This window comes from Roseitranquillus sediminis (assembly GCF_016918935.1).
GTDB classification, from domain to species: domain Bacteria; phylum Pseudomonadota; class Alphaproteobacteria; order Rhodobacterales; family Rhodobacteraceae; genus Roseitranquillus; species Roseitranquillus sediminis.
In genome coordinates this window covers 1-22,728 of sequence record NZ_JAFFOB010000022.1, presented here as the reverse complement: position 1 = coordinate 22,728, position 22,728 = coordinate 1, and the positions used below count along the sequence as shown (strand labels likewise).

Genomic DNA, 22,728 nt, shown 5'->3' with positions numbered 1-22,728 from the left:
CGGCCGCTCAGACCTTGCGGATGATGAAGGTCAGGATCCGGCCGTCCTGAGCGGTCGAGACCAATTCGTGGCCCGCTTCGTGGCAGTAGTGCGGCACGTCGACGATGGCTGCCGGATCGTCGGCCTGCATCCGCAGCAACGCCCCTGTCGGCAGAGCGGCGAGCCGTTTGCGCGCCTTGAGGACGGGCAGGGGGCATAGCAGCCCGATCGCGTCGAGGTCGTCGGTAATGTCCATGAGGCGCCATAGCCGGGCGCGCCGTGAACTGTCCACCGGGATGTGACCGCTGCCTGCGTGACGTAGTCCGCGCCCGCGGCTAGAGGTAGCTGCATGTTCGGAATCGAGATCCTTGACGCAAGTCTGCTGCCGGCCGCGACCGTCGCGCTACTGGCGGGGCTTCTTTCCTTCCTCAGCCCCTGCGTCCTGCCAATCGTGCCGCCGTACCTCGCCTACATGGGCGGGATTAGCATGGCAGAGATGTCGCATGTGGCGGCAGCGCGCCGACGTGCGGTCCTGTCGGCACTGTTCTTCGTCATGGGCCTCTCGACTGTCTTCCTGCTGCTCGGCTTCACCGCCTCGGCCTTCGGCACTTTCTTCCTTCGCAACCAGGACTGGTTCGTCTTTGCCGCCGGGCTGGTGGTGATGGTCTTCGGCGCGCACTTCCTCGGCGTCTGGCGGATCGCTGTGATCGACCGCGAGGTGCGGATGGATGCCGGCAACCGGGGCGGGTCGGCGCTGGGCGCCTACGTGCTGGGGCTCGCCTTCGCTTTCGGCTGGACGCCCTGCATCGGGCCGCAGCTCGGCGCGATCATTTCGCTTGCGGCGTCGGAGGCGAGCATGTCTCGCGGCACCGCGCTGCTCGGCGTCTATGCAGCAGGGCTCGGGATCCCGTTCATCCTCGTCGCCGCGTTCTTTCCTAGGCTCACCGGGGCGATGGTTTTCATGAAGCGCCACATGGACCGGATCGAGCGGATCATGGGCCTGCTGCTCTGGACCGTCGGCCTGATGATGATCACCGGGCAGTTCACCGAGTTCTCGTGGTGGCTGCTCGAGACCTTCCCGGCGCTCGCGACGCTGGGCTAGCGTCCACGGTAGTGGCGCAGCACGAAGACACGGATGGCGGAGGCAAGGCCGGCGTCCGCGCCCCGCGCCTCATCGATCTCGGCCGCGAGCGCATTTAGCGCGGTCTCGCGCTGGGCGGCGATCTCTCGGAACGCCTGCCAGAACTCATCCTCGAGCGACACGCTCGTGCGGTGGCCGCGCAGCGTCAGCGAGTGCTTGCGCGGCGCCGCGCTCATCCGTCCTTGATGTCGTCGCGCCCCACCCGGTGCGAGTCGAGCGTGGCGCGGAGCTTCTCGGCCCGTCGCGCCGCGAGCTCCTTCTGCTCCTTGCTGCGGCCGAACCGGGCGGAGTTCTCGTCGGCCTCGCGCTTGGCGCGGTCGCGCGACTTCTCCTTGCGGGCCTTGTTCAGGTTCACGGGAGAGGACTTCATCATCTGGGTCCGATCATGTCTTCCGGCCGCACCACGCGGTCGAATGTTGCCTCGTCGACGTAGCCCAGCCGCACCGCCTCCTCGCGTAGGGTGGTCCCATTCTTGTGGGCGGTCTTGGCGACGGTCGTCGCATTGTCGTAGCCGATCTCGGGCGCAAGCGCGGTGACGAGCATCAGGCTCTCGCGCATGAGCTGGTCGATACGGCTCTCGTTGGCCTCGATTCCCCCGACGCAATTGTCGGTGAACGCGCTCGCCGCGTCGCCGAGGAGCTGCATGGACTGCAGAACGTTGTAGGCGATCATCGGCTTGTAGACGTTGAGCTCGAAGTGGCCCTGGCTGCCGGCGAAGCCGACCGCGGCGTCGTTGCCGATGACGTGGGCACAAACTTGGGTCAGCGCCTCGCACTGGGTCGGGTTGACCTTGCCCGGCATGATCGAGCTGCCGGGCTCGTTTTCGGGCAGCAGGAGCTCGTAGAGGCCGCAGCGGGGGCCGGAGCCCATCAGGCGGATGTCGTTCCCGATCTTGAAGAGACTGGCGGCGACGGTCTTGAGCGCCCCCGACATCGCCACCATAGCGTCGTGAGCGGCCAGCGCCTCGAACTTGTTGGGCGCGGTAACGAATGGCAGGCCTGTGATCTCGGCGATGTACTTCGCGACGGTCTCGCCCCAGTCCTTGGGCGAGTTGAGCCCCGTGCCGACGGCGGTGCCGCCCTGCGCCAGCTCGTAGATGTCGCCCAGCGCCGCCTCGACCCGCTCGATCGACTTGGCGACCTGGTGCGCATACCCCGAAAACTCCTGCGCCAGCGTCAGCGGCGTGGCATCCATCGTATGGGTCCGGCCGATCTTGATAATGTCGCCCCACGCCGCGACCTTGGCTTCCAGCGCCGCGTGCAGCTTGCGCAGGCCCGGGAGCAGGACGTCGCGCGCCGTCGTCGCCGTGGCGATGTGCATCGCGGTCGGGAAGGTGTCGTTCGACGACTGGCTCATGTTGACGTGGTCGTTGGGGTGCACCGGCTTCTTGGACCCGATCTCTCCGCCGAGGATCTCGATCGCGCGGTTCGAGATCACCTCGTTGGCGTTCATGTTGGACTGCGTGCCGGAGCCGGTCTGCCAGACGACGAGGGGGAAGTGGTCGTCGAAGCGCCCCTCCACCACTTCGAACGCGGCCTGGATAATGGCCTCGCCGAGCTTCGCGTCGAGCTTTCCGCTTGCCATGTTCGCCTGCGCCGCAGCCTGTTTGATGACGCCGAGAGCGCGCACGACCGCCACCGGCTGACGCTCCCATCCGATCGGGAAGTTGAGCAGTGAGCGCTGGGTCTGGGCGCCCCAGTAGCGATCGGACGCCACCTCGAGCGGGCCAAAGCTGTCGGTTTCGGTGCGGGTGTCGGTCATTCCGGGCTCTCCTGCCAGTCTCGCGCGCGCCCGACATAGCTCGACTCCGAAGGCGCGGGAAACCGGATTCTGGCGTGCCCGAAGCCGGTTTGTCACATCGCACCGGACAGGAGCCGGTGACCTTCGCCAGCTTGGGCCCATCCGGCAAGGCGGCTTGCAGTAGGAGGCGGCGCAGCGAGTGATCCAGATCCTTCGCTCCTGTCCCAGGGCGTCGTTAAGAACGCCGACCTTCGGGAAGGTTTGAGCCTGATCAGGACGCCGCGGCGGCCTCCTGCACCCATCACCAGGGACACAGCCGATGCCTCCGCGGAGATCCGTGTCGCCGGCACCCTCGACGTAGGCGCCTGCGCTCTTCATGCCGCCACCGGAAGAACCTCGTTGCGCGGGGCGCAGGCCACGGCACAATCGCCGAAGCCCTCCATGGTCAGGGCGCCGCGACCGAACGGACAGGTGCTGATGTTGTGCGGCTGGCTCCAGCTGGCTGGGATCACTGGTGCCATCCCTGCGCATGAGGTGCTTAGCGCCGTTCTTGCAGCCGGCGACCCCGCCATCGTCGGGCTGAGCGCCAAACTTGCGACGCTCGCGGCAAGACGTCCCATGAGTCGGTGCCCACGAGCCGGAGCAGGAACCTGTTGATCGCGTTGCCGCGAGCGGAGGTGCGCGAGACCGCGACGCGCGCGGCCGTGGCGGGCGAGACGTCTGCCTCAAAGCTGCCCGTTGTCTCTCCCACGCGCCAAAAACTACGCCCTGAGGCTAAACTGCGCCCGCGCTGGTTTCCCTTGGCGAGCGCGAGCGCAAGTCACGGGGCGCGTTTTCGTCCGGAACCTTCGCGGTCGTTCTTGTCGATCCACTTCGTGACGCGGCTTTTCAGCCGACGCCTCATGCGAGGCCGCCGGCGAACGGGATGAGGTGGTGGAAGAAGACGCCTACCGAGGTGGAAACGTCGCCGTTCACGCTCTCGATCGGGATGTCGTAGCGTTCACCCTCGCCCAGCCGCTGGAGCAGCGCCGAAGGCGCGTCGGCCTCGGTCTTAGTCCCGGCGCGACCTGCCGCGCAGCTTTTGCGGCGGCGTCGTGGTCGCCTTGCGGGGCTGCAACTGTGCTTGAAACGACGCGCGCCTGCGACTACCTTCGATGTGTTCCCTCGGGGACTATGGACATAAACGTGCGTGGAATAAGCGGATCGGACCCGGGGGCGGTACCCGGCGGCTCCACCAGACACCCTCGTTGGGGGGAAAATGGGGCCGAAACAGGATCGACGAACGTGTAAAGACGTGGCTTTGTCCCGGTGAGGTACCACCGTTATCGGTCCGCAAAGTACAGTTGCCAACGACAACCGTGCTCCGGTCGCCGTCGCTGCCTAAGCAGCGACTAGACCGAAACTCAAGCCCTTGCGCCTAGCAGCGTAAGGCGGGGTTCGCAGGCACCTGGCAACAGAAGCCTGCACTTTCCCTACATGATGTACTGGCGTCTCTGTGGCAGAAGGCTTTAGATCCAAACGGCGTGCGCCTTGCGCGCCGAAATGGAAGGATTTTTTGCATGAAACGCGTGAAGCTTGCTCTGACCGGCATCGTGACGCTCCTGCTCACGACATTCGGCATTGCGGCGCAGGACGGTGGCGGCGACGAGCGCTACGAACAGCAGAAGGTCGTCTACCACATCAACCACGACGGCGGAGAAGACGGCCGCTCCTACCGCGCGGCGATGAACAACATCCAGAACCACATCAGCGCAGTCGGGGCGCAGAACCTTGAGGCGCGGGTCGTGCTGCACGGCGACGGCGTCGGCCTCTTGTCGGAAGCGATCGAGGACGACCGGCTGCAGACGCAGATCGGCAGCCTCAAGGCGCAGGATGTGGCGTTCGTGATCTGCAACAACACGCTCGAAAGCCGCGACATCGTTCTCGACGATCTCTACGACGCATGGGAAGATGACGTCGTGCCATCCGGTGTTGCAGAACTGAGCCATCTGCAACAGCAGGGCTTTACCTACATCAAGCCATGACTCGCGGGCGCGCCGGGCCGGCAAGGTATACCCCACCTGCGGCTGATCCGGAACGATGCTAGACAGATAGCGTCGGCCCGTTGGCCGTCAGTGTTCCGAGTGTCCCATGTCTACGGCCCGCAGACGGCGCGTCCCTCCCCGCTCCGGCTGCGGGCCGGCCTTTGGGCGCCGGCACAGGCGCGATGCTGCACATGCGAAGAGAAGGGGCGAGGCGGCCTTCCATCCGCAGCGGAATCGCTTATGCTGACGGTGCACGGCGAAGGGATGGCCTGCCAGCATGTCTCGAACAATCGACTACGGAAACCTGATGCACCGCGCCATGCGCGGCCTGATCCAGGAAGTGCTTGAAGACGTTCAGGCGAACGGCCTCCCAGGACAGCACCACTTCTTCATCACGTTCGACACCATGAATCCAGACGTCGAGATGGCGGACTGGCTATCCGATCGCTACCCGACCGAGATGACGGTCGTGTTGCAGCACTGGTATGACAATTTCGACGTCTCCGATGAGGGCTTCGCGGTCACGCTCAATTTCGGCGACAGTCCGGAGCCGCTCTACATACCATACGACGCGATCAAGACGTTCGTTGATCCCTCCGTCGAGTTCGGTCTCAGGTTCGAGACGCACGAGAACGATGATGACGACGAAGAGGCACCGCACGAGGAGGTGGAGACGCCGCCTCAGAAAGCCGAGATCGTCAGCCTCGACAAGTTCCGCAAGTAGGGCGGCACCAGATCCCGGCGCCGCCCGTTTGTTCTTCAGAAGCCGGCCTTGATCCGCTCGAACGCCTCGCTGTGGCGCTCGCGCTGTTCGTTCGAGATCGGCAGCTGCGCCAGAACCGGCGCATCGATCTGCCCAAGCCCGACATCCCTCAGCGCCTCCTCGCCGACCTCGGCCATGGCGGCCGCGTTGGCGTGGCCGAAGCCCTCGTCGAGCAGCGGCTGGGTGGAGGACGGGTCGAGGATCGCGTTAAGGTAGTCGTAGGCCAGATCTTCCGATCCCTCGCCGTCGGCGAGGTTCACATAACCGCAGAGCCAAAGGGACGAGCCCTCCTCCGGTTCGCGCTCAAAGCCGACCGGGAAGCCCTGCTCGACCATGGTCGGGAGCGTCTCGTTCCACGCCCAGGCCACCATAACCTCGCCGGTCGCCAGCAGCTGCGCCAGCTCGGCCGGGTCGATCCAGTAGGTCCGCAGGTTCTCGTGCGCCTGGCGCAGCCAGTCGGTCGCCGCCTCGAACTGTTCGTCCGTCACGTCCTGCCAGTCGGTCGTGCCGGTGGCGAGGTAGGCCAGGGCATAAGCGTCGTCGACATTGTCGGGCAGGGTCAGCCGGCCGGCGTAATCGGGGTTGAGGAACACGTCGAGGCTTTGCACCGCGTCTTCCGGCACCTGCTCGGTGTTGTAGGCGATGGCCGTCGAGCCGAAGTCGGTCGGGACGAAGTAGATCTCCTCCGACCCACTGGAGACATCGCTCCCCGTGAGGTTGGCATCGAGATCGCCGTAGGCGTCGATGCGCGAGGTATCCCACGGCTCGATCAGGCCGCTGTCGCGCCACTTGGTGACCGAGCCGGCGCAGACATGGCTGACGTCGGCGCGGAAGCCGGAGACGAGCTTCTGGAAGGCCTCCTCCTCGTCGCCGAAGAAGGTGAAGTCGGGGCTGTCGCCGTGCTGCTCCACATAGGCGCTATGGTAGGCCGGGTTCTCGAAGCCCGAATAGTCAAAGACGAGGAGCGAGCCGTCCTGTGCGCTCGCGGCGGGAGCCATGGCCAGCGGCAGCAGGGCGGCCGTCATCGTGCGGAATCTCATGGTGTCCTCCGTGGTGACATCGCCGCGCACGCTAGGGCTGGGGGCACCGTCTCGCAAGCCGGTTCCTGGGTTTTCGCCGACGGGCGTCAGGCCCTGATGTCCACCACGATCCGTCCGCGTACCTTGCCCTGAAGGATCTCCGTCCCGAGCCTCGGGAGGTCGTCCAGCGTCGCCATCTCGACCATCGCCTCGAGCTTCTCCATCGGCATGTCGCGCGCCAGGCGCTCCCACGCCCAGACGCGGTCGCGGTAGGGTCGCATCACGCTGTCGATGCCGATGAGGCGCACCGCGCGGAGCAGGAACGGCACGATCGAGGCGGGAACCGCAGTCCCGCCGGCAAGCCCGACGGCGGCGACCGTGCCGCCGTACTTCAGCTGGCCAAGGATGCGCGCCAGCATGTCGCCCGCCACCGCGTCGACGCATCCGGCCCAGGTCTCGCTCTCCAGCGGACGCTTCGAAGCTTCGGCAAGCTCCGCCCGCGGCACGATGCGCCCCGCGCCCAGGTCGCGCAGGTAGGTCTCCTGCTCCGGCCGACCGGTGACGCAGGCCACTTCGTAGCCGGCGGCGGCGAGCAGCGTCGTCGCGACCGAGCCCACCCCTCCGGCGGCGCCTGTCACCAGCACCGGCCCTCGGTCCCTCGTGAGGCCGTTTTCCTCGAGCGTCAGGACGGCCAGCATCGCCGTCAGGCCGGCGGTTCCAATCGCCATGGCCTGCCGGGTATCGAGTCCGTCCGGCAGCCGGACCAGCCAATCCGCCTTGACCCGCGCCTTTTCCGCGTAGCCGCCCCAGTGGGTCTCGCCCACGCGCCAGCCGGTGAGGATCACCTTGTCGCCCGGGGCGTAACGTTCGTCGTCGCTGGCCTCCACGGTGCCGGCGAAGTCGACGCCGGGGACGTGCGGATAGTTTCTGACGAGCCCGCCACCGGGGCCGATGCAGAGGCCGTCCTTGTAATTGAGCGTGGAGTACTCTACCGCGACGGTGACGTCGCCGGCAGGAAGTCGTGCTTCGTCAACCTGTTGCACAGCGGCGCGGGTCTCACCGCTTTCCGATTTCTCAACCAGCAGCGCGCGCATCCGCATCTCCTTCACCCGTCGGTTTCAGTACGTGGGCTGTGGCGCCTGAAGCATCATGAAGAGGTCCGTGGGCTCGGTCGCGGCGCCGGCAGACGTCAGCATCGCATGGATCTGGCCCCGATGATGCGTCTGGTGATTGAACATGTGAACGATGAGGAGCCAGCGGGAGCGTGTGACGTCCGCGCCCGCGACACCGGAGTACCATGACACCGCGCCTTCAAGGTCGCTTTCCTCTAGACTTTCCGACCACTCGAGGATCCGCGCGTCGGTCACCCTGCGCCGGGTTCGAAATTCGTCCCATTTCCGGATAAGGGCGGGACTTCCCGCCAGCCCGGCGCGAGGTGCGTCCCATCCCGCCAGCCGCGCCATCCATACGAGGTCGGCCCAGAGCAGGTGGCTGCACGTGCGGGCGATGCTGCCGAAGAAGGCGCCGCGGTCTGCCGTGCGCGCGGTCTGGTCCAGCGTGTCCGCGGCGGCGACCATCGCGCGATTCTGCCAGTCGTTGTACTGCGCCATCGTCCGGACGTATTCGGGTTCGATCATGGGACGCCCGTACCTGTGGCGAAGCGGGCTGCGGACGCTGGCGTCATGGCGCCATCTCACGCGGCGGCGGCCCTCAAGTCAACAGTGCGGCAGCAGCGGGTTGGGACCGTGATCATTCTCCTGTATACGCAGATGTGCCGGCTTGCCGGCGCCAGGAAAACTGCGGAGGGGACAGGAGCTGTGGCAGACACCGGACCGCCTGAGGCAAGCATCATCGAGACCGACTACGTCGTCGGTCAGGACAATGTAGAGGGCAAGGTCGGCCCAATTGGCTTCGACATCCACAACCCGGTCTTCGCCATCTCGGGCATCACCGTGGTGGTCTTCGTGTTCTATGCTCTGGCGCTCCCCGAGCAGGCGGCGAGCGTCTTCGGATGGCTCCGGCCGGCGCTCACGGACAACTTCGACTGGTTCTTCATGATCGCCGCGAACGTGTTCGTCGTGTTCTGCCTCGCGCTGATCTTCACCCCGTGGGGCGGCGTCCGGCTGGGTGGCAAGGACGCGACGCCCGACTACAGCTATCTCGGCTGGCTCGCGATGCTGTTCGCCGCGGGAATGGGCATCGGCCTGATGTTCTTTGGTGTGCTCGAACCGGTTTACCACATGGCAGTCTCCGAACCGCTCGGTGTCGCCTCTCCGATCGCGGAGGACGGCAGCATCATTTCGGAGAACGTGGGCGCGGCGCGGACCATGGGCCTCGCCGCCTCGATCTATCATTGGGGTCTGCACCCCTGGGCGATCTACGCGGTCCTGGCGCTCGCCCTTTCGCTCTTCACCTACAACAAGGGGCTGCCGCTGACGATCCGTTCGGCCTTCTATCCGATCTTCGGCGACCGGGTATGGGGCTGGACCGGGCACATCATCGACACGCTCGCCGTCTTCGCGACGCTCTTCGGCCTCGCCACGTCGCTCGGGCTTGGCGCGCAGCAGGCGAATGCGGGGCTCGAATACATCTACGGTGTGCCGAATAACACGACGGTGCAGGTGATCCTGATCTCGATCATCACCAGCATCGCGTTGATCTCGGTGGTCCGAGGTCTCGACGGCGGCGTGAAGCGGCTGTCGGAGATCAACATGGTGGTCGCGGCGCTGCTCCTGCTTTTCGTTCTTTTCCTTGGCCCGACCGCCACGGTGCTGAGCGACTTCGTCACCGGGCTCGGTGCCTACGTCGTGGACCTGCCGGCCCTGTCGAACCCGTTCGGCCGCGAGGACGAGGGGTACGTTCACGGCTGGACGACGTTCTACTGGGCCTGGTGGATCAGTTGGTCGCCGTTCGTCGGCATGTTCATCGCCCGCGTCAGCCGTGGCCGCACGGTGCGAGAGTTCATCATCTGCGTGCTGCTGATCCCGTCGCTCGTCTGCGTTCTCTGGATGGCGGTGTTCGGCGGCGTCGCGATCGACCAGGTGCTGAGCAGCCCCGAGACCAGCGTCGTCAAGGCGAACGTGATCGACAGTTACAGTCCCGAGCTCTCGCTCTTCGCGATGCTCGAGGGCCTGCCGCTGGCCGCGGTCACCTCGACGATCGGCATCATCCTGGTGATCGTGTTCTTCGTGACGTCGTCCGACTCGGGCTCGCTGGTAATCGACACGATCACCGCGGGCGGCAAGGTCGATGCGCCGGTGCCGCAGCGGGTGTTCTGGGCGACGTTCGAGGGCGCGGTCGCGATCGTGCTCCTGATCGGCGGGGGGCTCGGCGCGCTCCAGGCGATGGTGATCTCGACGGGTCTGCCCTTCACGATCATCCTGCTCGCGATGTGCTGGACGATCATTCAGGGCCTGAGGACGGAGGAGCGCTAACGCGCTCCTCCGGAATGTGCCTTCTTCGGCAGGCGTTCAGGCGCTGGCGCGCGACTGTCGCTTGCGCTCGTGTGGGTCGAGGAAGCGCTTGCGAAGCCTGATGGCCTTTGGCGTGACCTCGACGAGCTCGTCGTCGTCGATGTAGGCGATGGCCTGCTCAAGGCTCATGGTGACAGGCGTGGTAAGGCGCACGGCCTCGTCCGTGCCGGAGGCGCGGATGTTGGTCAGCTTCTTGCCCTTGAGCGGGTTCACCTCAAGATCGTTCTCGCGGCTGTGCTCGCCGATGATCATGCCCTGGTAGACTTGTTCCTGCGCGCCGATGAACATCTTTCCCCGATCCTCGAGGTTGAAGAGCGCGTAGGCGACCGAAACGCCGTCCTCCATCGAGATCAACGCTCCGGCGCGGCGGCCGGGGATCGGGCCCTTGTAGGGCGCCCAGCCGTGGAACAGGCGGTTCAGGACGCCGGTGCCGCGGGTGTCGGTCAGAAACTCTCCGTGATAGCCGATCAGGCCGCGCGAAGGAACATGGGCCACGATGCGCGTCTTGCCGGCGCCCGCGGGCTTCATCTCGACGAGATCGCCGCGGCGGACGCCGGTCAGCTTCTCGATGACCGCGCCGGTATAGTCGTCGTCGACGTCGATCGTGACCTCCTCGATCGGCTCCATGCGCTGGCCGTCCTCTTCGCGGAAGAGCACCTGAGGCCGGCTGACCGACAGCTCGAAGCCCTCGCGCCGCATGTTCTCGATCAGCACGCCCATCTGCAGCTCGCCCCGTCCGGCGACCTCGAACGCCTCGCCGCCGGGGGTGTCGGTGACGCGGATGGCAACGTTCGACTCCGCCTCCTTGAGCAGGCGGTCGCGAATGACGCGGGACTGTACCTTGGAGCCGTCGCGCCCAGCAAGCGGGCTGTCGTTGATGCCGAAGGTCACGCTGATGGTCGGCGGGTCGATCGGCTGCGAGGGCAGGGGAGTCTCGATCGCCAGCGCGCCTATCGTGTCGGAGACGGTCGCCTTGCTCATTCCGGCCAAGGTCACGATGTCGCCCGCCTCCGCCTCATCGACGGCGGTCTGGGCGAGACCGCGGAACGCGAGGATCTTGGAGATGCGGAACTGCTCGATCTTCTGGCCCACGCGACTGATCGCCTGCACGGTGGCGCCGGTGCGGGCGGTCCCGCTCTCGATTCGGCCGGTCAGGATGCGGCCGATAAACGGGTCCGCGCCGAGCGTGGTCGCCAGCATCTGGAACGGCTCATCCTTGCGGATGATCTGACGCGGGCGCGGCACGTGGTGCACGATCAGGTCAAAGAGCGGCGCGAGGCTCTTTCTCGGGCCGTCGGGCTCGGCAGAGGCCCAACCGGCGCGGCCCGAGGCGTAGAGATGCGGGAAATCGAGCTGGTCCTCGTCGGCCCCGAGGTCGGCGAAGAGGTCGAAGACCTCGTTCAACGCCCGATCCGGCTCGGCATCGGGCTTGTCGACCTTGTTCAGCACCACGATGGGGCGCAGTCCCAGCGCGAGCGCCTTCGACGTCACGAACTTCGTCTGCGGCATCGGCCCCTCGGCCGCGTCGACGAGCAGGCAGACGCCGTCGACCATGCTGAGGATGCGCTCGACCTCACCGCCGAAGTCGGCGTGGCCCGGAGTGTCGACGATGTTGATGCGCGTGCCCTTCCACTCGACCGAGGTCGCCTTGGCGAGGATGGTGATGCCGCGCTCGCGCTCGAGGTCGTTCGAATCCATCGCTCGCTCGGCCACCGCCTGACCTTCACGGAAGGCGCCGGATTGCTTGAGCAGCTCGTCCACGAGCGTCGTCTTGCCGTGATCGACGTGGGCGATGATGGCGATGTTGCGCAGGTCCATGGATTCGCTTTCAGTGAGAGAGGCGCCCCTCTATCGCGCCCGGGGCGCAGGCGCCAGCGATTTGGGCGCGGCCGCTTCAGGTCAGTGCGGCGCCGTGTTCGAGTAGAGGTGTATCACAAGGATGCCGCCGAGGATCAGCAGGATTCCGAGCAGCGCCGGCAGGTCCAGCCGCTGACCGAAGACGACGTAGCCGATCACTGCGATGAACACGATGCCGAGGCCGGACCAGATCGCGTAGACGATGCCGACCGGCATGTACTTCAGCGCCAGCGCCATCAGCCAGAACGACAGGCCATAGCCGACGACCACGATGACCGACGGTACGAGACGGGTGAACTGCTGGCTGGCCTGAAGGGCGGTGGTGCCGATTGTCTCGGTCAGGATCGCGAGCACGAGGTAGATATAGGCGTGCGGCATCGAGCCTCCGAGTGAAGGGGGCCGGCGCGAACGCCGGCCCTTCTGCGAAAGCCGGCGGCGTCAGGACAGCGCCTTGTTCAGGTTCTCTTCGATCTTGTCGAGGAAACCCTGCGTCGTCAGCCACTTCTGGTCCGGCCCGACGAGGAGGGCGAGGTCCTTGGTCATGAAGCCCGACTCGACCGTCTCGACTACCACGCGCTCGAGCGTCTCGGCGAAGGTCTTCAGCGCGTCGTTGCCGTCGAGCGCGGCGCGGTGGCGCAGGCCACCGGTCCAAGCGTAGATAGAGGCGATCGAGTTTGTCGACGTCTCCTTTCCCTGCTGGTGCTGCCGGAAGTGGCGGGTGACGGTGCCATGCGCCGCCTCGGCCTCCACGATCTTGCCGTCGGGCGTCATCAGCCGCGAGGTCATCAGACCCAGCGAGCCGAAGCCCTGTGCAACGATGTCGGACTGCACGTCGCCGTCGTAGTTCTTGCACGCCCAGACGTAGCCGCCCGACCATTTCAGCGCCGCGGCGACCATGTCGTCGATCAGCCGGTGTTCGTAGGTCAGGCCCTTCTTCTTGAACTCGTCGGCGAACTCGGCGTCGAAGATCTCTTGGAAGATGTCCTTGAAGCGGCCGTCATAGGCCTTGAGAATCGTGTTCTTGGTCGAAAGGTAGACCGGGTAGCCGCGCATCAGGCCGTAGTTGAACGAGGCGCGGGCGAAGTCGCGGATCGACTCGTCGAGGTTGTACATCGCCATCGCCACGCCCGAGGCCGGCGCCTGAAACACCTCGTGCTCGATCGTTTCGCCATCCTCGCCGACGAACTTGATGGTCAGCTTGCCCTTGCCGGGGAAGCGGAAGTCGGTGGCGCGGTACTGGTCGCCGTAGGCGTGGCGGCCGACGACGATCGGCTGCGTCCAGCCGGGGACGAGGCGGGGAACATTCTTGCAGATGATCGGCTCGCGGAAGATCACGCCGCCCAGGATGTTGCGGATCGTGCCGTTCGGGCTGCGGTACATGCGCTTCAAGCCAAACTCCTCGACCCGCGCCTCGTCAGGGGTGATGGTGGCGCATTTCACGCCGACGCCGACCTCCTTGATCTTCTCGGCCGCGTCGACGGTAATCTGGTCGTCGGTGCGGTCCCGCTCCTCCATGCCGAGGTCGTAGTAGAGCAGGTCAACGTCGAGATAGGGCAGGATCAGCTTCTGCTTGATGAAATCCCAGATGATCCGGGTCATCTCGTCTCCGTCGAGCTCGACGACCGGGTTGTCGACTTTGATCTTCGTCATTGGGTGATCCCGTCCTTGGAAATGGTCGCGCGCTTCCTAACCCATGGCGCGCGGGAGCGGAAGCGCAGGCGAGCAACGCGGGACGCGTCACTCAGTGACTGCGCGTCCGCTATGCGATCGACCGTGAAATACGAAAGGATAGCGGGGTGCGATCGCCGCCGGTGAGGCCACGATGCAAAGGATCTCGCGCGTAGTATGTTTCACAAAATCAACGGAGCGGCTCCGTCGAGCCGTCTTCCGTTCGCTATGACCGGCGGCAAGCGCCGAAGAACTACCGGCTGTTCTCGGTCAGCCGCCGCTTCACGTAGTTCGAGACCGAGTCGATCATCTTGTCCATGTAAGGATCTTGGAAGAAGTGGTCGGCGCCCTCGATTTCCTCATGAGTGATGGTGATGCCTTTCTGCTCGTGCAGCTTGGAGACCAGCCCCTGCGTATCCTTCGGCGGCGCCACCCGGTCGGCCGTGCCGTTGATGATGAGGCCGGACGACGGGCATGGTGCGAGGAAAGAGAAGTCGTACATGTTCGCCGGCGGCGAGACGCTGACGAAGCCGGTAATCTCGGGCCGGCGCATCAAGAGCTGCATTCCGATCCAGGCACCGAAAGAGAAGCCGGCCACCCAGCAGTGCTTCGAGTTCTGGTTCAGCGACTGGAGGTAGTCGAGCGCCGAAGCGGCGTCCGAAAGCTCGCCGATGCCCTGGTCGTACTCGCCCTGACTGCGGCCGACGCCCCGGAAATTGAAGCGTAGGACGGTGAAGCCCATCTTGTGAAAGGCATAGTGCAGGTTGTAGACGACGCGGTTGTTCATCGTCCCGCCGAACTGCGGATGCGGGTGCAGGACGATCGCAATCGGAGCGTCCTTTTGCCTCTGAGAGTGGTAACGACCTTCAAGACGGCCTTCGGGGCCGGGGAAGATGACTTCGGGCATTCGTTCCCTGCCTTGACGTATCCGCGCCCCGCTTAGTTGACGGGTTCAGTCGGACACATTAGAACAATTCTAAACCAAGCGTTCGGGCGCCGGTGATGACTGCACCTAGTCACCGCGCCGTGTCGCGTCAACAAAGCTCTGCCGGGAGCCATACGTGAAGCTGAGCACCAAGGGACGCTATGCGATGGTCGCGCTCGCCGATCTGGCTGCGCAGCCGCAGGACAAGCTCCTGTCGCTCGGCGACCTGAGCCGGCGGCAGTCGATCTCGCTGGCGTATCTCGAGCAGCTTTTCGTCAAGCTTCGCCGGGCCGGCATCGTCGAGAGTGTGCGCGGACCAGGGGGCGGCTACCGCCTTGCGCGGCCTGCCTCCGAGATTCGTGTATCGGAGGTGCTCGAGGCGGTGGACGAGACGGTCAGCGCGATGAAAACAGGGGCGGCGGCTTCCGGTGGCCTCTCCGGGACGCGGGCGCAGTCGATGACGAACCGACTGTGGGAAGGTCTCAGTGCCCACGTCTATGTCTTTCTGCACCAGACCCGCCTCAGCGACGTGGTAGGGAACGCGCTGACGCCTTGTCCGGCGGTGCCGACGCTCTTCCAGGTGGTCGACGACTGATGCGGCGCCGGACCTACCTCGACTGGAACGCAAGCGCACCGCTGCGGCCTGAGGCGCGGGAGGCGATGGTCTCGGCGCTGGATCTGGTGGGCAACCCGTCCTCGATCCACGCGGAGGGGCGAGCCGCCCGCGGTGTGGTCGAGAGGGCGCGGGCGGAGGTGGCCGAGGCATTCGGCGCGCAATCGTCCGATGTCGTCTTCACCAGCGGTGCGACCGAGGCGGCGGCGCTGGCGCTTACCGGGCGCGACCTGGCTGGGGCGCCGGTCGAGCATGACGCAGTGGCGGCGTGGGTCGATGGCGCGCTGCCGGTTTCGGCGGAAGGCCTCGTTGCGGTGAGCGAGCCGACGCGCACGGCGCTGCAGATGGCGAACTCGGAGACGGGGGTTGTGCAGTCGCTGCCAAAAGGGATTGCCGTCACGGACGCGACGCAGGCGTTTGGCAAGCTGCCCGTGGCGTTCGACTGGTCGGGTGCTCAGATGGCCCTGATTTCGTCGCACAAGATCGGCGGGCCTAAAGGCGTCGGCGCGCTGATTTTACGGCGCGGCCTGGACGTGATGGCGCTAATCCGTGGCGGCGGCCAGGAGATGGGGCGGCGGTCGGGCACCGAGAACGTCGCGGCGATCGCGGGTTTCGGCGCGGCTGCCAGCGCGGCGGCGCGCGACCTGGCCGAAGGGTCGTGGGAGCGTGTTGCCGAACTGCGGGATTGGCTTGAGGGTGCTCTGGCGTCCGGCGCTCCCGATACTATCTTGGTCGGCAACGGCGCGCCGCGTCTGCCGAATACGATCTGCCTTGCGACGCCTGGCTGGAAGGGCGAGACGCAGGTGATGCAGATGGACCTGGCGGGCTATGCCGTGTCGGCGGGGTCGGCCTGTTCCAGCGGCAAGCTAAGCCGGAGTCGAACGCTTTCCGCCATGGGTCTGGACGAACGAACAGCCGGCTCGGCGATCCGCGTCTCTCTCGGATCGACCACGACGCGGGAAGAGGCTGAAGGTTTTGCCGGCGCCTGGCTGGCGCAAAACAGGAAGTTTCGGGCGCGCGCCGCCTGAATGGAAAGGACGGAGATGACTGTACTCGATACCGATATCCGCGAAGGCGTCGACCGCGAGACGGTCGAGCGCGTCCAGGCGATGGCCGGCAAGTACAAGCACGGCTGGGAAACGGACATCGAGATGGAGTTCGCGCCCAAGGGCCTGAACACCGACATCGTGCGCCTCATCAGCGAGAAGAACGCCGAGCCAGAGTGGATGACGGACTGGCGGCTCAAGGCGTTCGAGCGCTGGCAGCAGATGGAAGAGCCCGACTGGGCGATGATCCAGCACCCGCCGATCGACTATCAGGAGCAGTATTATTACGCCAAGCCCAAGAGCATGATGGAGAAGCCGAAGTCGCTGGACGAGGTGGACCCCAAGCTGCTCCAGACCTACGAGAAGCTGGGCATCCCGCTCAAGGAGCAGATGATCCTGGCGGGCGTTGAGGGTGCCGAGGAGGCGCCGGCCGAAGGCCGCAAGGTGGCGGTCGACGCGGTGTTCGACAGCGTGAGCGTCGGCACGACCTTCCAGAAGGAATTGGCCAAGGCGGGCGTGATCTTCTGCTCGATCTCCGAGGCAATCCGGGAGCACCCGGAACTCGTGAAGAAGTATCTCGGGAGCGTCGTTCCGATCCAGGACAACTTCTTCGCAACGCTCAATTCAGCCGTATTCTCCGACGGCTCGTTCGTTTACGTGCCGCCGGGCGTGAAGTGCCCGATGGAGTTGTCGACCTACTTCCGCATCAACGCCGAGAACACCGGCCAGTTCGAGCGGACGCTCATCATCGCCGACAAAGGCAGCTACGTCAGCTACCTCGAGGGGTGCACGGCCCCGCAGCGCGACACGGCGCAGCTTCACGCGGCCGTGGTCGAGTTGGTCGCGCTCGAGGACGCGGAGATCAAGTACTCGACGGTCCAGAACTGGTATCCGGGCGACGAGAACGGCAAGGGTGGCATCTACAACTTTGTCACCAAGCGCGCCGACTGCCGCGGCGACCGTTCAAAAGTGATGTGGACGCAGGTCGAGACGGGCTCCGCGGTGACGTGGAAATACCCGTCGTGCATCCTGCGCGGTGACGACAGCCAGGGCGAGTTCTACTCGATCGCAATCACGAACAACTGGCAGCAGGCGGACACCGGCACCAAGATGATCCACCTCGGCAAGCGCACTAGGAGCCGGATCGTTTCAAAGGGAATCAGCGCGGGGCACGCGCAGAACACGTATCGGGGCCTTGTCTCGATGCACCCGAAGGCGAAGGAAAGCCGCAACTACACCCAGTGCGACAGCCTTTTGATCGGCGACCAGTGCGGCGCGCACACGGTTCCCTACATCGAGGTAAAGAACAACTCGAGCCGTGCCGAGCACGAAGCGACGACGTCCAAGGTCGACGACGACCAAATGTTCTACTGCCAGCAGCGCGGGATGGACGAGGAAGAGGCGGTGGCGCTCATCGTCAACGGCTTCTGCAAGGATGTGCTTCAGGCGCTGCCGATGGAGTTCGCGATGGAGGCGCAGCAGCTGGTGGCGATCAGCCTTGAGGGGTCTGTCGGATGATCGTCACCACGACGCAGTCGATCGAGGGTCGGAAAGTCGTGGAGTACTGCGGCGTCGTCACGGGCGAAGCGATCCTCGGTGCGAACGTTTTCCGAGACTTCTTCGCCGGGATCCGCGACATCGTTGGCGGCCGTTCCGGCGGCTACGAGCGGAGCCTGCGCGAGGCGCGCGAGACGGCGCTCGAAGAGATGACGGCCGAAGCTGCGCGCCTGGGTGGCGACGCGGTGATCGGCGTCGACCTCGACTACGAGGTCGTGGGCAAGGACAACGGCATGCTGATGGTCTCGGCCAGCGGCACCGCCGTCAGACTGGATTGAGGAAAATGCTGGATATCAAGAACCTGCACGTCAAACTTGAGGAAGAGGACAAGCGGATCCTCAAGGGGGTCGACCTGCACGTCGATGCCGGCAAGGTGCACGCCATAATGGGACCGAACGGTTCCGGCAAGTCGACGCTGGCTTACGTTCTGTCGGGTCGTGACGGCTATGAGATCACCGAGGGCGCGGTTGCGCTCGACGGCGAGGACGTGCTCGATATGGAGCCCGAGGAGCGCGCGGCAGCAGGGCTTTTTCTCGCCTTCCAGTATCCCATCGAGATCCCCGGCGTCGGCAACATGACGTTCCTGCGCACCGCGCTGAACGCGCAGCGCAAGGCACGCGGCGAGGCGGAAGTCAGCGCGGGAGAGTTCCTCAAGCTGATCCGGGAGAAGGCGAAGACGCTGCAGATCGACCCGGAGATGCTCAAGCGTCCGGTCAATGTCGGCTTCTCCGGCGGCGAGAAGAAGCGCAACGAGATCCTGCAGATGGCGGTGCTCGAGCCGCGGATGTGCGTGCTGGACGAGACCGACTCAGGCCTCGACGTGGATGCGATGAAGCTGGTCGCGGATGGCGTCAACGCCCTGCGAGACGCGGGACGGTCGTTCCTCGTCATCACGCACTACCAGCGGCTTCTGAACCACATCCAGCCGGACGTCGTGCACATCATGGCCGACGGCCGCATCGTGAAGACTGGTGGGCCTGAACTGGCGCTCGAGGTGGAGAACAACGGTTATGCCGACATCCTGGCGGAGGTGGCCTGATGGCGCTGCGCAAGATCGACCATGAGGCGGTCGAGGCGCGGCTTTCGGCGCTCGACCTGCCGCAGGGCCCTTCCTGGGCCGCCGCAGCGCGCCGGGACGCGCTTGAGCGGGTGCGCGCAGGCGGCCTGCCGCAGCGGCGGGACGAATACTGGCGCTTCACGCGGCCCGACAGCCTGATCCAGCCCGAGCCGACGCCGGCGCAGGTGCTGCGGGAGGAGGGGTCGGAGATCTTTAGCGGTATCGACCGGCTGCGGATCGTCTTCCGCGACGGCGTCTTCGACCCGGAAGCCTCCGACGATCTCGCGGCCGAGGGCGTGGCGATCGAACGGGTCGCGCAGAGCGGCGACATCCATTGGGCGCGCGACCTTTATGGCAAGCTCGAGGTGCGGGGGCAGGAGCCCGTGTCGCGGCCGCTTGCTGCGCTGAACACCGCTTTCGCGACCGATGGTCTGCTCATCCGGGCGACCGGCAAGGTGAGGCGGCCGGTGGCGCTGGTCTATCTACACGAGCAGGAACAGTCCGACGCGATCCTCCACCACGTCGTGAAGGTCGAGGAGGGTGCGGAGTTGACGCTGCTGGAGACAGGACCTGCCGCGGCGCGCTTCAACACGGTGACGGAGGTCGAGGTTGCCGACCGCGCGACGTTCCACCATGTGCGGGCACAGGGCCGCGACCACGAGCGGCGCGCGGTGACGCATGTCTTCGCCCGCCTCGGCGGCGAGTGCGTCTTCAAGTGCTTCACCCTGACAGCCAACGGCATGATGACTCGCAACGAGGCGGTCATTGAGCTTGCGGGCGACGATGCAGTCGCCCACGTCGCCGGGGCCGCGGTCGGCGATGGTGATTTCCACCACGACGACACAGTGTTCGTCACCCACGAGGGGCGCAACTGCGAGAGCCGTCAGGTCTTCAAGAAGGTGCTAAGGAACGGCGCCACCGGCGTCTTTCAGGGCAAGATCCTCGTCCGCCAGAGCGCGCAGAAGACCGACGGCTACCAGATCAGCCAGTCGCTCCTGCTGGATGGAGACAGCCAGTTCCTGGCCAAGCCGGAGCTCGAGATCTACGCCGATGATGTGCAGTGTTCGCATGGCTCGACCTCGGGCGCCATCGACGAGGACGCGATGTTCTATCTCCGCTCGCGCGGGGTCGAGCAGAGCGACGCGCAGGACCTGCTGACGCTCGCGTTCCTCGCCGAGGCGATCGACGAGATCGACGACCGCATGATCGCTGAGGATCTGGTGACGCAGCTCGAGCGCTGGCTGTCGCGTCGGCGCCGCTAGCGCATGGCGGTCACCGCCGATATCGCGCGGACCTACCGGGCGCCGCGGGCGGTGCTGCGCCGGCTGCTCGACCAGGGCCCTCGCGAGGATCGGGCGCTCGGCATGGCAATGCTGTCCTGCGTCCTGATCTTCTTGGCGCAGTGGCCGCGGCTCTCGCGCGAGGCGCATCTGACGGGGCAGGAGCTCGACATGCTCATCGGCGGCGCGCTCTTCGGCTGGGTCTTCGTCGCGCCCCTGCTGCTATACGGAATTGCTGCATTGAGCCACTTGGTGGCACGGGGCTTCGGCGGCCACGGTAGCTGGTTCGCGGCGCGGCTGGCGCTCTTCTGGGCGCTCCTTTCGGCGGTGCCGCTCTGGCTCGTTCACGGTCTCGTCGCAGGCTTCGTCGGCCCGGGTCCGCTCCTGACCGTCGTCGGCGCGCTGGCGCTCGGGGCGTTCCTGTGGTTCTGGGTCGCAGGATTGTGCGAGGCCGAAGGAGAGTGCGCGTGACCATGGGGACGTTCCTGACCCTAGCGCTGCAGGCGCTTCGCAACCCGCGCGAGGCTGCCACCACGCTCCTGTCCTTGGGCATCCCGCGTGAGGCGCTGGTGCCGGCGCTCGCGCTCGTGATCGTGCTCAGCGTGATACTTACCATCATCACCACCGAGTTGACGCCGAACGATCCCATGCAGGCCAGCCTGCCGCCGCTGGCGATTGCGGCGGTGATGGCCACACTGATCGCCTTTTTCATCTTCGGCCTGTATCGCGGCGGGCGCGCGATGGGCGGCACCGGCAGCCTGCCGGAAACCGTGCTGCTGATGACGTTTCTTCAGTTCCTCCTCCTGCTGGGGCAGTTCGTGGAGATCCTGCTCTGGATTGCGGCACCGCCGCTGGCGGGGGTGTTCGTGATCGCAGTTGCCATCCTCGCCTTCTGGATTAACATCAATTTCATTGACGTCCTGCACAGTTACGGCTCGCTCTTGAAGTCTCTTGCGCTGATCCTCGCGGTGTCGCTGGGCGTCGCTTTGATCTTCATGTTTCTCCTGTCGCTGTCCGGAGCGCCGATGCAGGGAACGGCCTGATGTATGACGTCCACGCGATCCGTCGCGACTTTCCGATCCTCTCGCGCGAGGTGAACGGCAAGCCCTTGGTCTATCTGGACAATGGCGCCTCCGCGCAGAAGCCGCAGGTCGTGCTCGACGCGATCCATCGCGCCTACGCGGACGAGTACGCCAACGTGCACCGCGGTCTGCACCACCTCTCGAACCTCGCGACCGAGCGGTACGAGGGGGTCCGAGAGACGCTCGCGCGCTTCCTCAACGCCGGATCGCCAGACGAGATCGTGATGAACACCGGCACGACAATGGGGATCAACCTTGTCGCGTACGGCTGGGCGATGCCGCGGATGGAGGCGGGCGACGAGATTGTCCTGTCGGTGATGGAGCATCACGCGAACATCGTGCCCTGGCACTTCCTGCGCGAGCGGCAGGGCGTCGTGCTCAAGTGGGTGGACGTCAATGCCAGGGGCGACCTCGACCCGCAGGCGGTGCTGGACGCGATCGGTCCGCGCACAAAGCTCGTGGCCGTGACACACCTTTCGAATGTGCTTGGGACGGTGGTCGACGTCGCGTCGATCTGCGAGGGCGCACGCGAACGCGGCGTGCCGGTGCTCGTCGACGGCAGCCAGGCAGCCGTCCACATGCCGGTGGACGTGCAGGCGATTGGTTGCGACTTCTATCCGGTCACAGGGCACAAGCTCTATGGTCCGTCAGGCTCGGGCGGGATCTACATCCGCAAGGAGCGGCTGTCGGAGATGCGGCCGTTCGTGGGTGGCGGTGACATGATCCGCGAGGTGCACAAGGACGGTATCGCCTGGAATGACCCGCCGATGAAGTTCGAGGCGGGCACGCCCGGCATCGTCTCGCAGATAGGCCTCGGAACGGCGCTCGACTACATGACCGAGCTGGGCATGGACGCGATTGCGGCGCACGAGGCGGGACTGCGCGACTACGCGCGCGAGCGCCTCGGCGGGCTCGAGTGGCTGGACCTGCAGGGCACCAGCGCCTCGAAGGCTGCCATCTTCAGCTTCACTCTGAGAGGTGCGGCGCACGCGCATGATATATCGACGATTCTGGACAAGCGGGGGGTGGCCGTGCGGGCTGGGCACCATTGCTGCGGACCGCTGATGGACCACCTCGGCGTCACCGCCACCTGCCGCGCCTCGTTCGGCCTTTACAACACGCGCGAGGAGGTCGATGTCCTCGTCAGCGCGCTGGAGCTCTGCCACGAGTTCTTCGACTGAGGGCACGGGTTCCGCCCTTGCCCCCGCCGCTCCGATCGACTAATCGCGGGGCATCGGCGCGACGGATCGCGCTGCAGACGGTCGCATAGCTCAGCTGGATAGAGCGCTGCCCTCCGAAGGCAGAGGTCTCAGGTTCGAATCCTGATGCGACCGCCATCCCCTCTTGCAGCTGCCTGGGATGCTCCAGTTTGGACTCCGCCGTTCAGGGTGTCCGGCTACCGTGATCCGTCTGGTTGTCGGGGGCGTTTTCGAGGCTTTTGCGGAGTGCGTTGAGCTTGTTCTGGAGGTGCAGGCGGAGGATGCGTGCGAGGCGGTTGGCGTCC

General features: G+C 65.7%; 25 protein-coding genes, 1 tRNA gene and 1 other RNA gene. 15 read left to right on the top strand and 12 right to left on the bottom strand.

The window, feature by feature from the left end; translation table 11 throughout:
- Positions 1–7: 7 nt before the first annotated feature.
- Positions 8–235, bottom strand: coding sequence for a sulfurtransferase TusA family protein (locus JM664_RS15370; protein WP_227420818.1), 228 nt, complete (start codon positions 233–235; stop codon positions 8–10).
- 93 nt (positions 236–328) lie between these two features.
- Here JM664_RS15370 and JM664_RS15365 point away from each other — a divergent pair, with 93 nt between their 5' ends.
- Positions 329–1,081: a cytochrome c biogenesis CcdA family protein gene (locus JM664_RS15365; RefSeq protein WP_227420817.1), complete on the top strand. Its 753-nt coding sequence runs from the start codon at positions 329–331 to the stop codon at positions 1,079–1,081.
- Here JM664_RS15365 and JM664_RS15360 read toward each other — a convergent pair.
- The 4 genes from JM664_RS15360 to JM664_RS15345 form a co-directional block, all read right to left on the bottom strand.
- Entirely contained in the window at positions 1,078–1,296 is a 219-nt protein-coding gene (locus tag JM664_RS15360; protein ID WP_227420816.1) for a ribbon-helix-helix domain-containing protein, read from the bottom strand. The genes JM664_RS15365 and JM664_RS15360 overlap by 4 nt on opposite strands.
- Complete coding sequence (locus tag JM664_RS15355) at positions 1,293–1,490, bottom strand: DUF4169 family protein (RefSeq protein WP_227420815.1); 198 nt, start codon at positions 1,488–1,490, stop codon at positions 1,293–1,295. The genes JM664_RS15360 and JM664_RS15355 overlap by 4 nt, the downstream gene beginning before the upstream one ends.
- A complete protein-coding gene (gene fumC / locus JM664_RS15350; RefSeq protein ID WP_227420814.1) occupies positions 1,490–2,881 on the bottom strand; it encodes a class II fumarate hydratase in 1,392 nt (463 codons plus the stop codon). The genes JM664_RS15355 and fumC overlap by 1 nt, the downstream gene beginning before the upstream one ends.
- Before the next feature lie 353 nt (positions 2,882–3,234).
- Positions 3,235–3,372 carry a hypothetical protein gene (locus tag JM664_RS15345; RefSeq protein ID WP_227420813.1) on the bottom strand — a complete coding sequence of 46 codons (138 nt, stop codon included), beginning with the start codon at positions 3,370–3,372 and terminating at the stop codon, positions 3,235–3,237.
- 607 nt (positions 3,373–3,979) lie between these two features.
- Between JM664_RS15345 and ssrA the strand changes: the two genes are divergently transcribed.
- The 3 genes from ssrA to JM664_RS15330 all read left to right on the top strand — a co-directional run bounded on the left by ssrA (position 3,980) and on the right by JM664_RS15330 (position 5,608).
- Positions 3,980–4,328, top strand: a transfer-messenger RNA (tmRNA) gene (ssrA, locus tag JM664_RS15340).
- Positions 4,329–4,419: 91 nt separating this feature from the next.
- A complete protein-coding gene (locus JM664_RS15335; RefSeq protein WP_227420812.1) occupies positions 4,420–4,884 on the top strand; it encodes a DsrE family protein in 465 nt (154 codons plus the stop codon).
- 277 nt (positions 4,885–5,161) lie between these two features.
- On the top strand, positions 5,162–5,608 hold the full coding sequence (locus tag JM664_RS15330) for an SspB family protein (protein ID WP_227420811.1): 447 nt from the start codon (positions 5,162–5,164) through the stop codon (positions 5,606–5,608).
- Between the two features lie 35 nt (positions 5,609–5,643).
- Here JM664_RS15330 and JM664_RS15325 read toward each other — a convergent pair whose 3' ends face one another.
- The 3 genes from JM664_RS15325 to JM664_RS15315 form a co-directional block, all read right to left on the bottom strand.
- The gene (locus JM664_RS15325) at positions 5,644–6,687 is read right to left on the bottom strand and encodes an ABC transporter substrate-binding protein (RefSeq protein WP_227420810.1); all 1,044 of its coding nucleotides are present in this window, start codon (positions 6,685–6,687) and stop codon (positions 5,644–5,646) included.
- An 86-nt stretch (positions 6,688–6,773) separates the two neighbouring features.
- Positions 6,774–7,766 carry an oxidoreductase gene (locus JM664_RS15320; RefSeq protein WP_319637546.1) on the bottom strand — a complete coding sequence of 331 codons (993 nt, stop codon included), beginning with the start codon at positions 7,764–7,766 and terminating at the stop codon, positions 6,774–6,776.
- An 18-nt stretch (positions 7,767–7,784) separates the two neighbouring features.
- Positions 7,785–8,303: a DinB family protein gene (locus JM664_RS15315; protein ID WP_227420808.1), complete on the bottom strand. Its 519-nt coding sequence runs from the start codon at positions 8,301–8,303 to the stop codon at positions 7,785–7,787.
- A 132-nt stretch (positions 8,304–8,435) separates the two neighbouring features.
- Between JM664_RS15315 and JM664_RS15310 the strand changes: the two genes are divergently transcribed.
- Positions 8,436–10,100 (top strand): BCCT family transporter, encoded by a 1,665-nt coding sequence (locus JM664_RS15310; RefSeq protein ID WP_406675821.1) that lies wholly within the window; start codon positions 8,436–8,438, stop codon positions 10,098–10,100.
- A gap of 36 nt (positions 10,101–10,136) precedes the next feature.
- Here the strand turns inward: JM664_RS15310 and typA are convergent, their stop codons facing one another.
- The 4 genes from typA to JM664_RS15290 form a co-directional block, all read right to left on the bottom strand.
- Positions 10,137–11,957, bottom strand: coding sequence for a translational GTPase TypA (gene typA, locus JM664_RS15305; RefSeq protein ID WP_227420806.1), 1,821 nt, complete (start codon positions 11,955–11,957; stop codon positions 10,137–10,139).
- An 81-nt stretch (positions 11,958–12,038) separates the two neighbouring features.
- Positions 12,039–12,374, bottom strand: a complete 336-nt coding sequence (locus tag JM664_RS15300) for a DMT family transporter (RefSeq protein ID WP_227420805.1) — start codon at positions 12,372–12,374, stop codon at positions 12,039–12,041.
- A gap of 60 nt (positions 12,375–12,434) precedes the next feature.
- A complete protein-coding gene (locus JM664_RS15295; RefSeq protein WP_227420804.1) occupies positions 12,435–13,646 on the bottom strand; it encodes an NADP-dependent isocitrate dehydrogenase in 1,212 nt (403 codons plus the stop codon).
- A gap of 271 nt (positions 13,647–13,917) precedes the next feature.
- A complete protein-coding gene (locus tag JM664_RS15290) occupies positions 13,918–14,571 on the bottom strand; it encodes an alpha/beta hydrolase (protein WP_227420803.1) in 654 nt (217 codons plus the stop codon).
- 154 nt (positions 14,572–14,725) lie between these two features.
- Here JM664_RS15290 and JM664_RS15285 point away from each other — a divergent pair, with 154 nt between their 5' ends.
- The 10 genes from JM664_RS15285 to JM664_RS15240 all read left to right on the top strand — a co-directional run bounded on the left by JM664_RS15285 (position 14,726) and on the right by JM664_RS15240 (position 22,561).
- The gene (locus JM664_RS15285; protein WP_227420802.1) at positions 14,726–15,184 is read left to right on the top strand and encodes a Fe-S cluster assembly transcriptional regulator IscR; all 459 of its coding nucleotides are present in this window, start codon (positions 14,726–14,728) and stop codon (positions 15,182–15,184) included.
- A complete protein-coding gene (locus tag JM664_RS15280; RefSeq protein WP_227420801.1) occupies positions 15,184–16,230 on the top strand; it encodes a cysteine desulfurase family protein in 1,047 nt (348 codons plus the stop codon). The genes JM664_RS15285 and JM664_RS15280 overlap by 1 nt, the downstream gene beginning before the upstream one ends.
- Positions 16,231–16,245: 15 nt before the next feature.
- Complete coding sequence (sufB, locus tag JM664_RS15275; protein WP_227420800.1) at positions 16,246–17,766, top strand: Fe-S cluster assembly protein SufB; 1,521 nt, start codon at positions 16,246–16,248, stop codon at positions 17,764–17,766.
- Positions 17,763–18,083, top strand: coding sequence for a heavy metal-binding domain-containing protein (locus tag JM664_RS15270; RefSeq protein ID WP_227420799.1), 321 nt, complete (start codon positions 17,763–17,765; stop codon positions 18,081–18,083). Before sufB ends, JM664_RS15270 begins: the two co-directional genes overlap by 4 nt.
- Positions 18,084–18,088: 5 nt before the next feature.
- Complete coding sequence (sufC, locus tag JM664_RS15265) at positions 18,089–18,844, top strand: Fe-S cluster assembly ATPase SufC (RefSeq protein ID WP_227420798.1); 756 nt, start codon at positions 18,089–18,091, stop codon at positions 18,842–18,844.
- Positions 18,844–20,124, top strand: coding sequence for a Fe-S cluster assembly protein SufD (gene sufD, locus JM664_RS15260; RefSeq protein ID WP_227420797.1), 1,281 nt, complete (start codon positions 18,844–18,846; stop codon positions 20,122–20,124). The genes sufC and sufD overlap by 1 nt, the downstream gene beginning before the upstream one ends.
- Positions 20,125–20,127: 3 nt before the next feature.
- Positions 20,128–20,613 (top strand): YIP1 family protein, encoded by a 486-nt coding sequence (locus tag JM664_RS15255; protein WP_227420796.1) that lies wholly within the window; start codon positions 20,128–20,130, stop codon positions 20,611–20,613.
- Positions 20,614–20,615: 2 nt separating this feature from the next.
- Complete coding sequence (locus JM664_RS15250; RefSeq protein WP_227420858.1) at positions 20,616–21,185, top strand: YIP1 family protein; 570 nt, start codon at positions 20,616–20,618, stop codon at positions 21,183–21,185.
- Complete coding sequence (locus JM664_RS15245) at positions 21,185–22,405, top strand: cysteine desulfurase (RefSeq protein ID WP_227420795.1); 1,221 nt, start codon at positions 21,185–21,187, stop codon at positions 22,403–22,405. The genes JM664_RS15250 and JM664_RS15245 overlap by 1 nt, the downstream gene beginning before the upstream one ends.
- 79 nt (positions 22,406–22,484) lie before the next feature.
- Positions 22,485–22,561: transfer RNA gene (locus JM664_RS15240), tRNA-Arg, on the top strand.
- Positions 22,562–22,728 lie beyond the last annotated feature (167 nt).

Excerpts from the sequence above, each read along its gene's own strand:
- JM664_RS15370 (WP_227420818.1), bottom strand. The coding sequence starts at position 235 with ATGGACATTACCGACGACCTCGACGCGATCGGGCTGCTATGCCCCCTG.
- JM664_RS15365 (WP_227420817.1), top strand. The coding sequence starts at position 329 with ATGTTCGGAATCGAGATCCTTGACGCAAGTCTGCTGCCGGCCGCGACC.
- JM664_RS15360 (WP_227420816.1), bottom strand. The coding sequence starts at position 1,296 with ATGAGCGCGGCGCCGCGCAAGCACTCGCTGACGCTGCGCGGCCACCGC.
- JM664_RS15355 (WP_227420815.1), bottom strand. The coding sequence starts at position 1,490 with ATGAAGTCCTCTCCCGTGAACCTGAACAAGGCCCGCAAGGAGAAGTCG.
- fumC (WP_227420814.1), bottom strand. The coding sequence starts at position 2,881 with ATGACCGACACCCGCACCGAAACCGACAGCTTTGGCCCGCTCGAGGTG.
- JM664_RS15335 (WP_227420812.1), top strand. The coding sequence starts at position 4,420 with ATGAAACGCGTGAAGCTTGCTCTGACCGGCATCGTGACGCTCCTGCTC.
- JM664_RS15330 (WP_227420811.1), top strand. The coding sequence starts at position 5,162 with ATGTCTCGAACAATCGACTACGGAAACCTGATGCACCGCGCCATGCGC.
- JM664_RS15325 (WP_227420810.1), bottom strand. The coding sequence starts at position 6,687 with ATGAGATTCCGCACGATGACGGCCGCCCTGCTGCCGCTGGCCATGGCT.
- JM664_RS15320 (WP_319637546.1), bottom strand. The coding sequence starts at position 7,766 with ATGCGGATGCGCGCGCTGCTGGTTGAGAAATCGGAAAGCGGTGAGACC.
- JM664_RS15315 (WP_227420808.1), bottom strand. The coding sequence starts at position 8,303 with ATGATCGAACCCGAATACGTCCGGACGATGGCGCAGTACAACGACTGG.
- JM664_RS15310 (WP_406675821.1), top strand. The coding sequence starts at position 8,436 with ATGTGCCGGCTTGCCGGCGCCAGGAAAACTGCGGAGGGGACAGGAGCT.
- typA (WP_227420806.1), bottom strand. The coding sequence starts at position 11,957 with ATGGACCTGCGCAACATCGCCATCATCGCCCACGTCGATCACGGCAAG.
- JM664_RS15300 (WP_227420805.1), bottom strand. The coding sequence starts at position 12,374 with ATGCCGCACGCCTATATCTACCTCGTGCTCGCGATCCTGACCGAGACA.
- JM664_RS15295 (WP_227420804.1), bottom strand. The coding sequence starts at position 13,646 with ATGACGAAGATCAAAGTCGACAACCCGGTCGTCGAGCTCGACGGAGAC.
- JM664_RS15290 (WP_227420803.1), bottom strand. The coding sequence starts at position 14,571 with ATGCCCGAAGTCATCTTCCCCGGCCCCGAAGGCCGTCTTGAAGGTCGT.
- JM664_RS15280 (WP_227420801.1), top strand. The coding sequence starts at position 15,184 with ATGCGGCGCCGGACCTACCTCGACTGGAACGCAAGCGCACCGCTGCGG.
- sufB (WP_227420800.1), top strand. The coding sequence starts at position 16,246 with ATGACTGTACTCGATACCGATATCCGCGAAGGCGTCGACCGCGAGACG.
- JM664_RS15270 (WP_227420799.1), top strand. The coding sequence starts at position 17,763 with ATGATCGTCACCACGACGCAGTCGATCGAGGGTCGGAAAGTCGTGGAG.
- sufC (WP_227420798.1), top strand. The coding sequence starts at position 18,089 with ATGCTGGATATCAAGAACCTGCACGTCAAACTTGAGGAAGAGGACAAG.
- sufD (WP_227420797.1), top strand. The coding sequence starts at position 18,844 with ATGGCGCTGCGCAAGATCGACCATGAGGCGGTCGAGGCGCGGCTTTCG.
- JM664_RS15255 (WP_227420796.1), top strand. The coding sequence starts at position 20,128 with ATGGCGGTCACCGCCGATATCGCGCGGACCTACCGGGCGCCGCGGGCG.
- JM664_RS15250 (WP_227420858.1), top strand. The coding sequence starts at position 20,616 with ATGGGGACGTTCCTGACCCTAGCGCTGCAGGCGCTTCGCAACCCGCGC.
- JM664_RS15245 (WP_227420795.1), top strand. The coding sequence starts at position 21,185 with ATGTATGACGTCCACGCGATCCGTCGCGACTTTCCGATCCTCTCGCGC.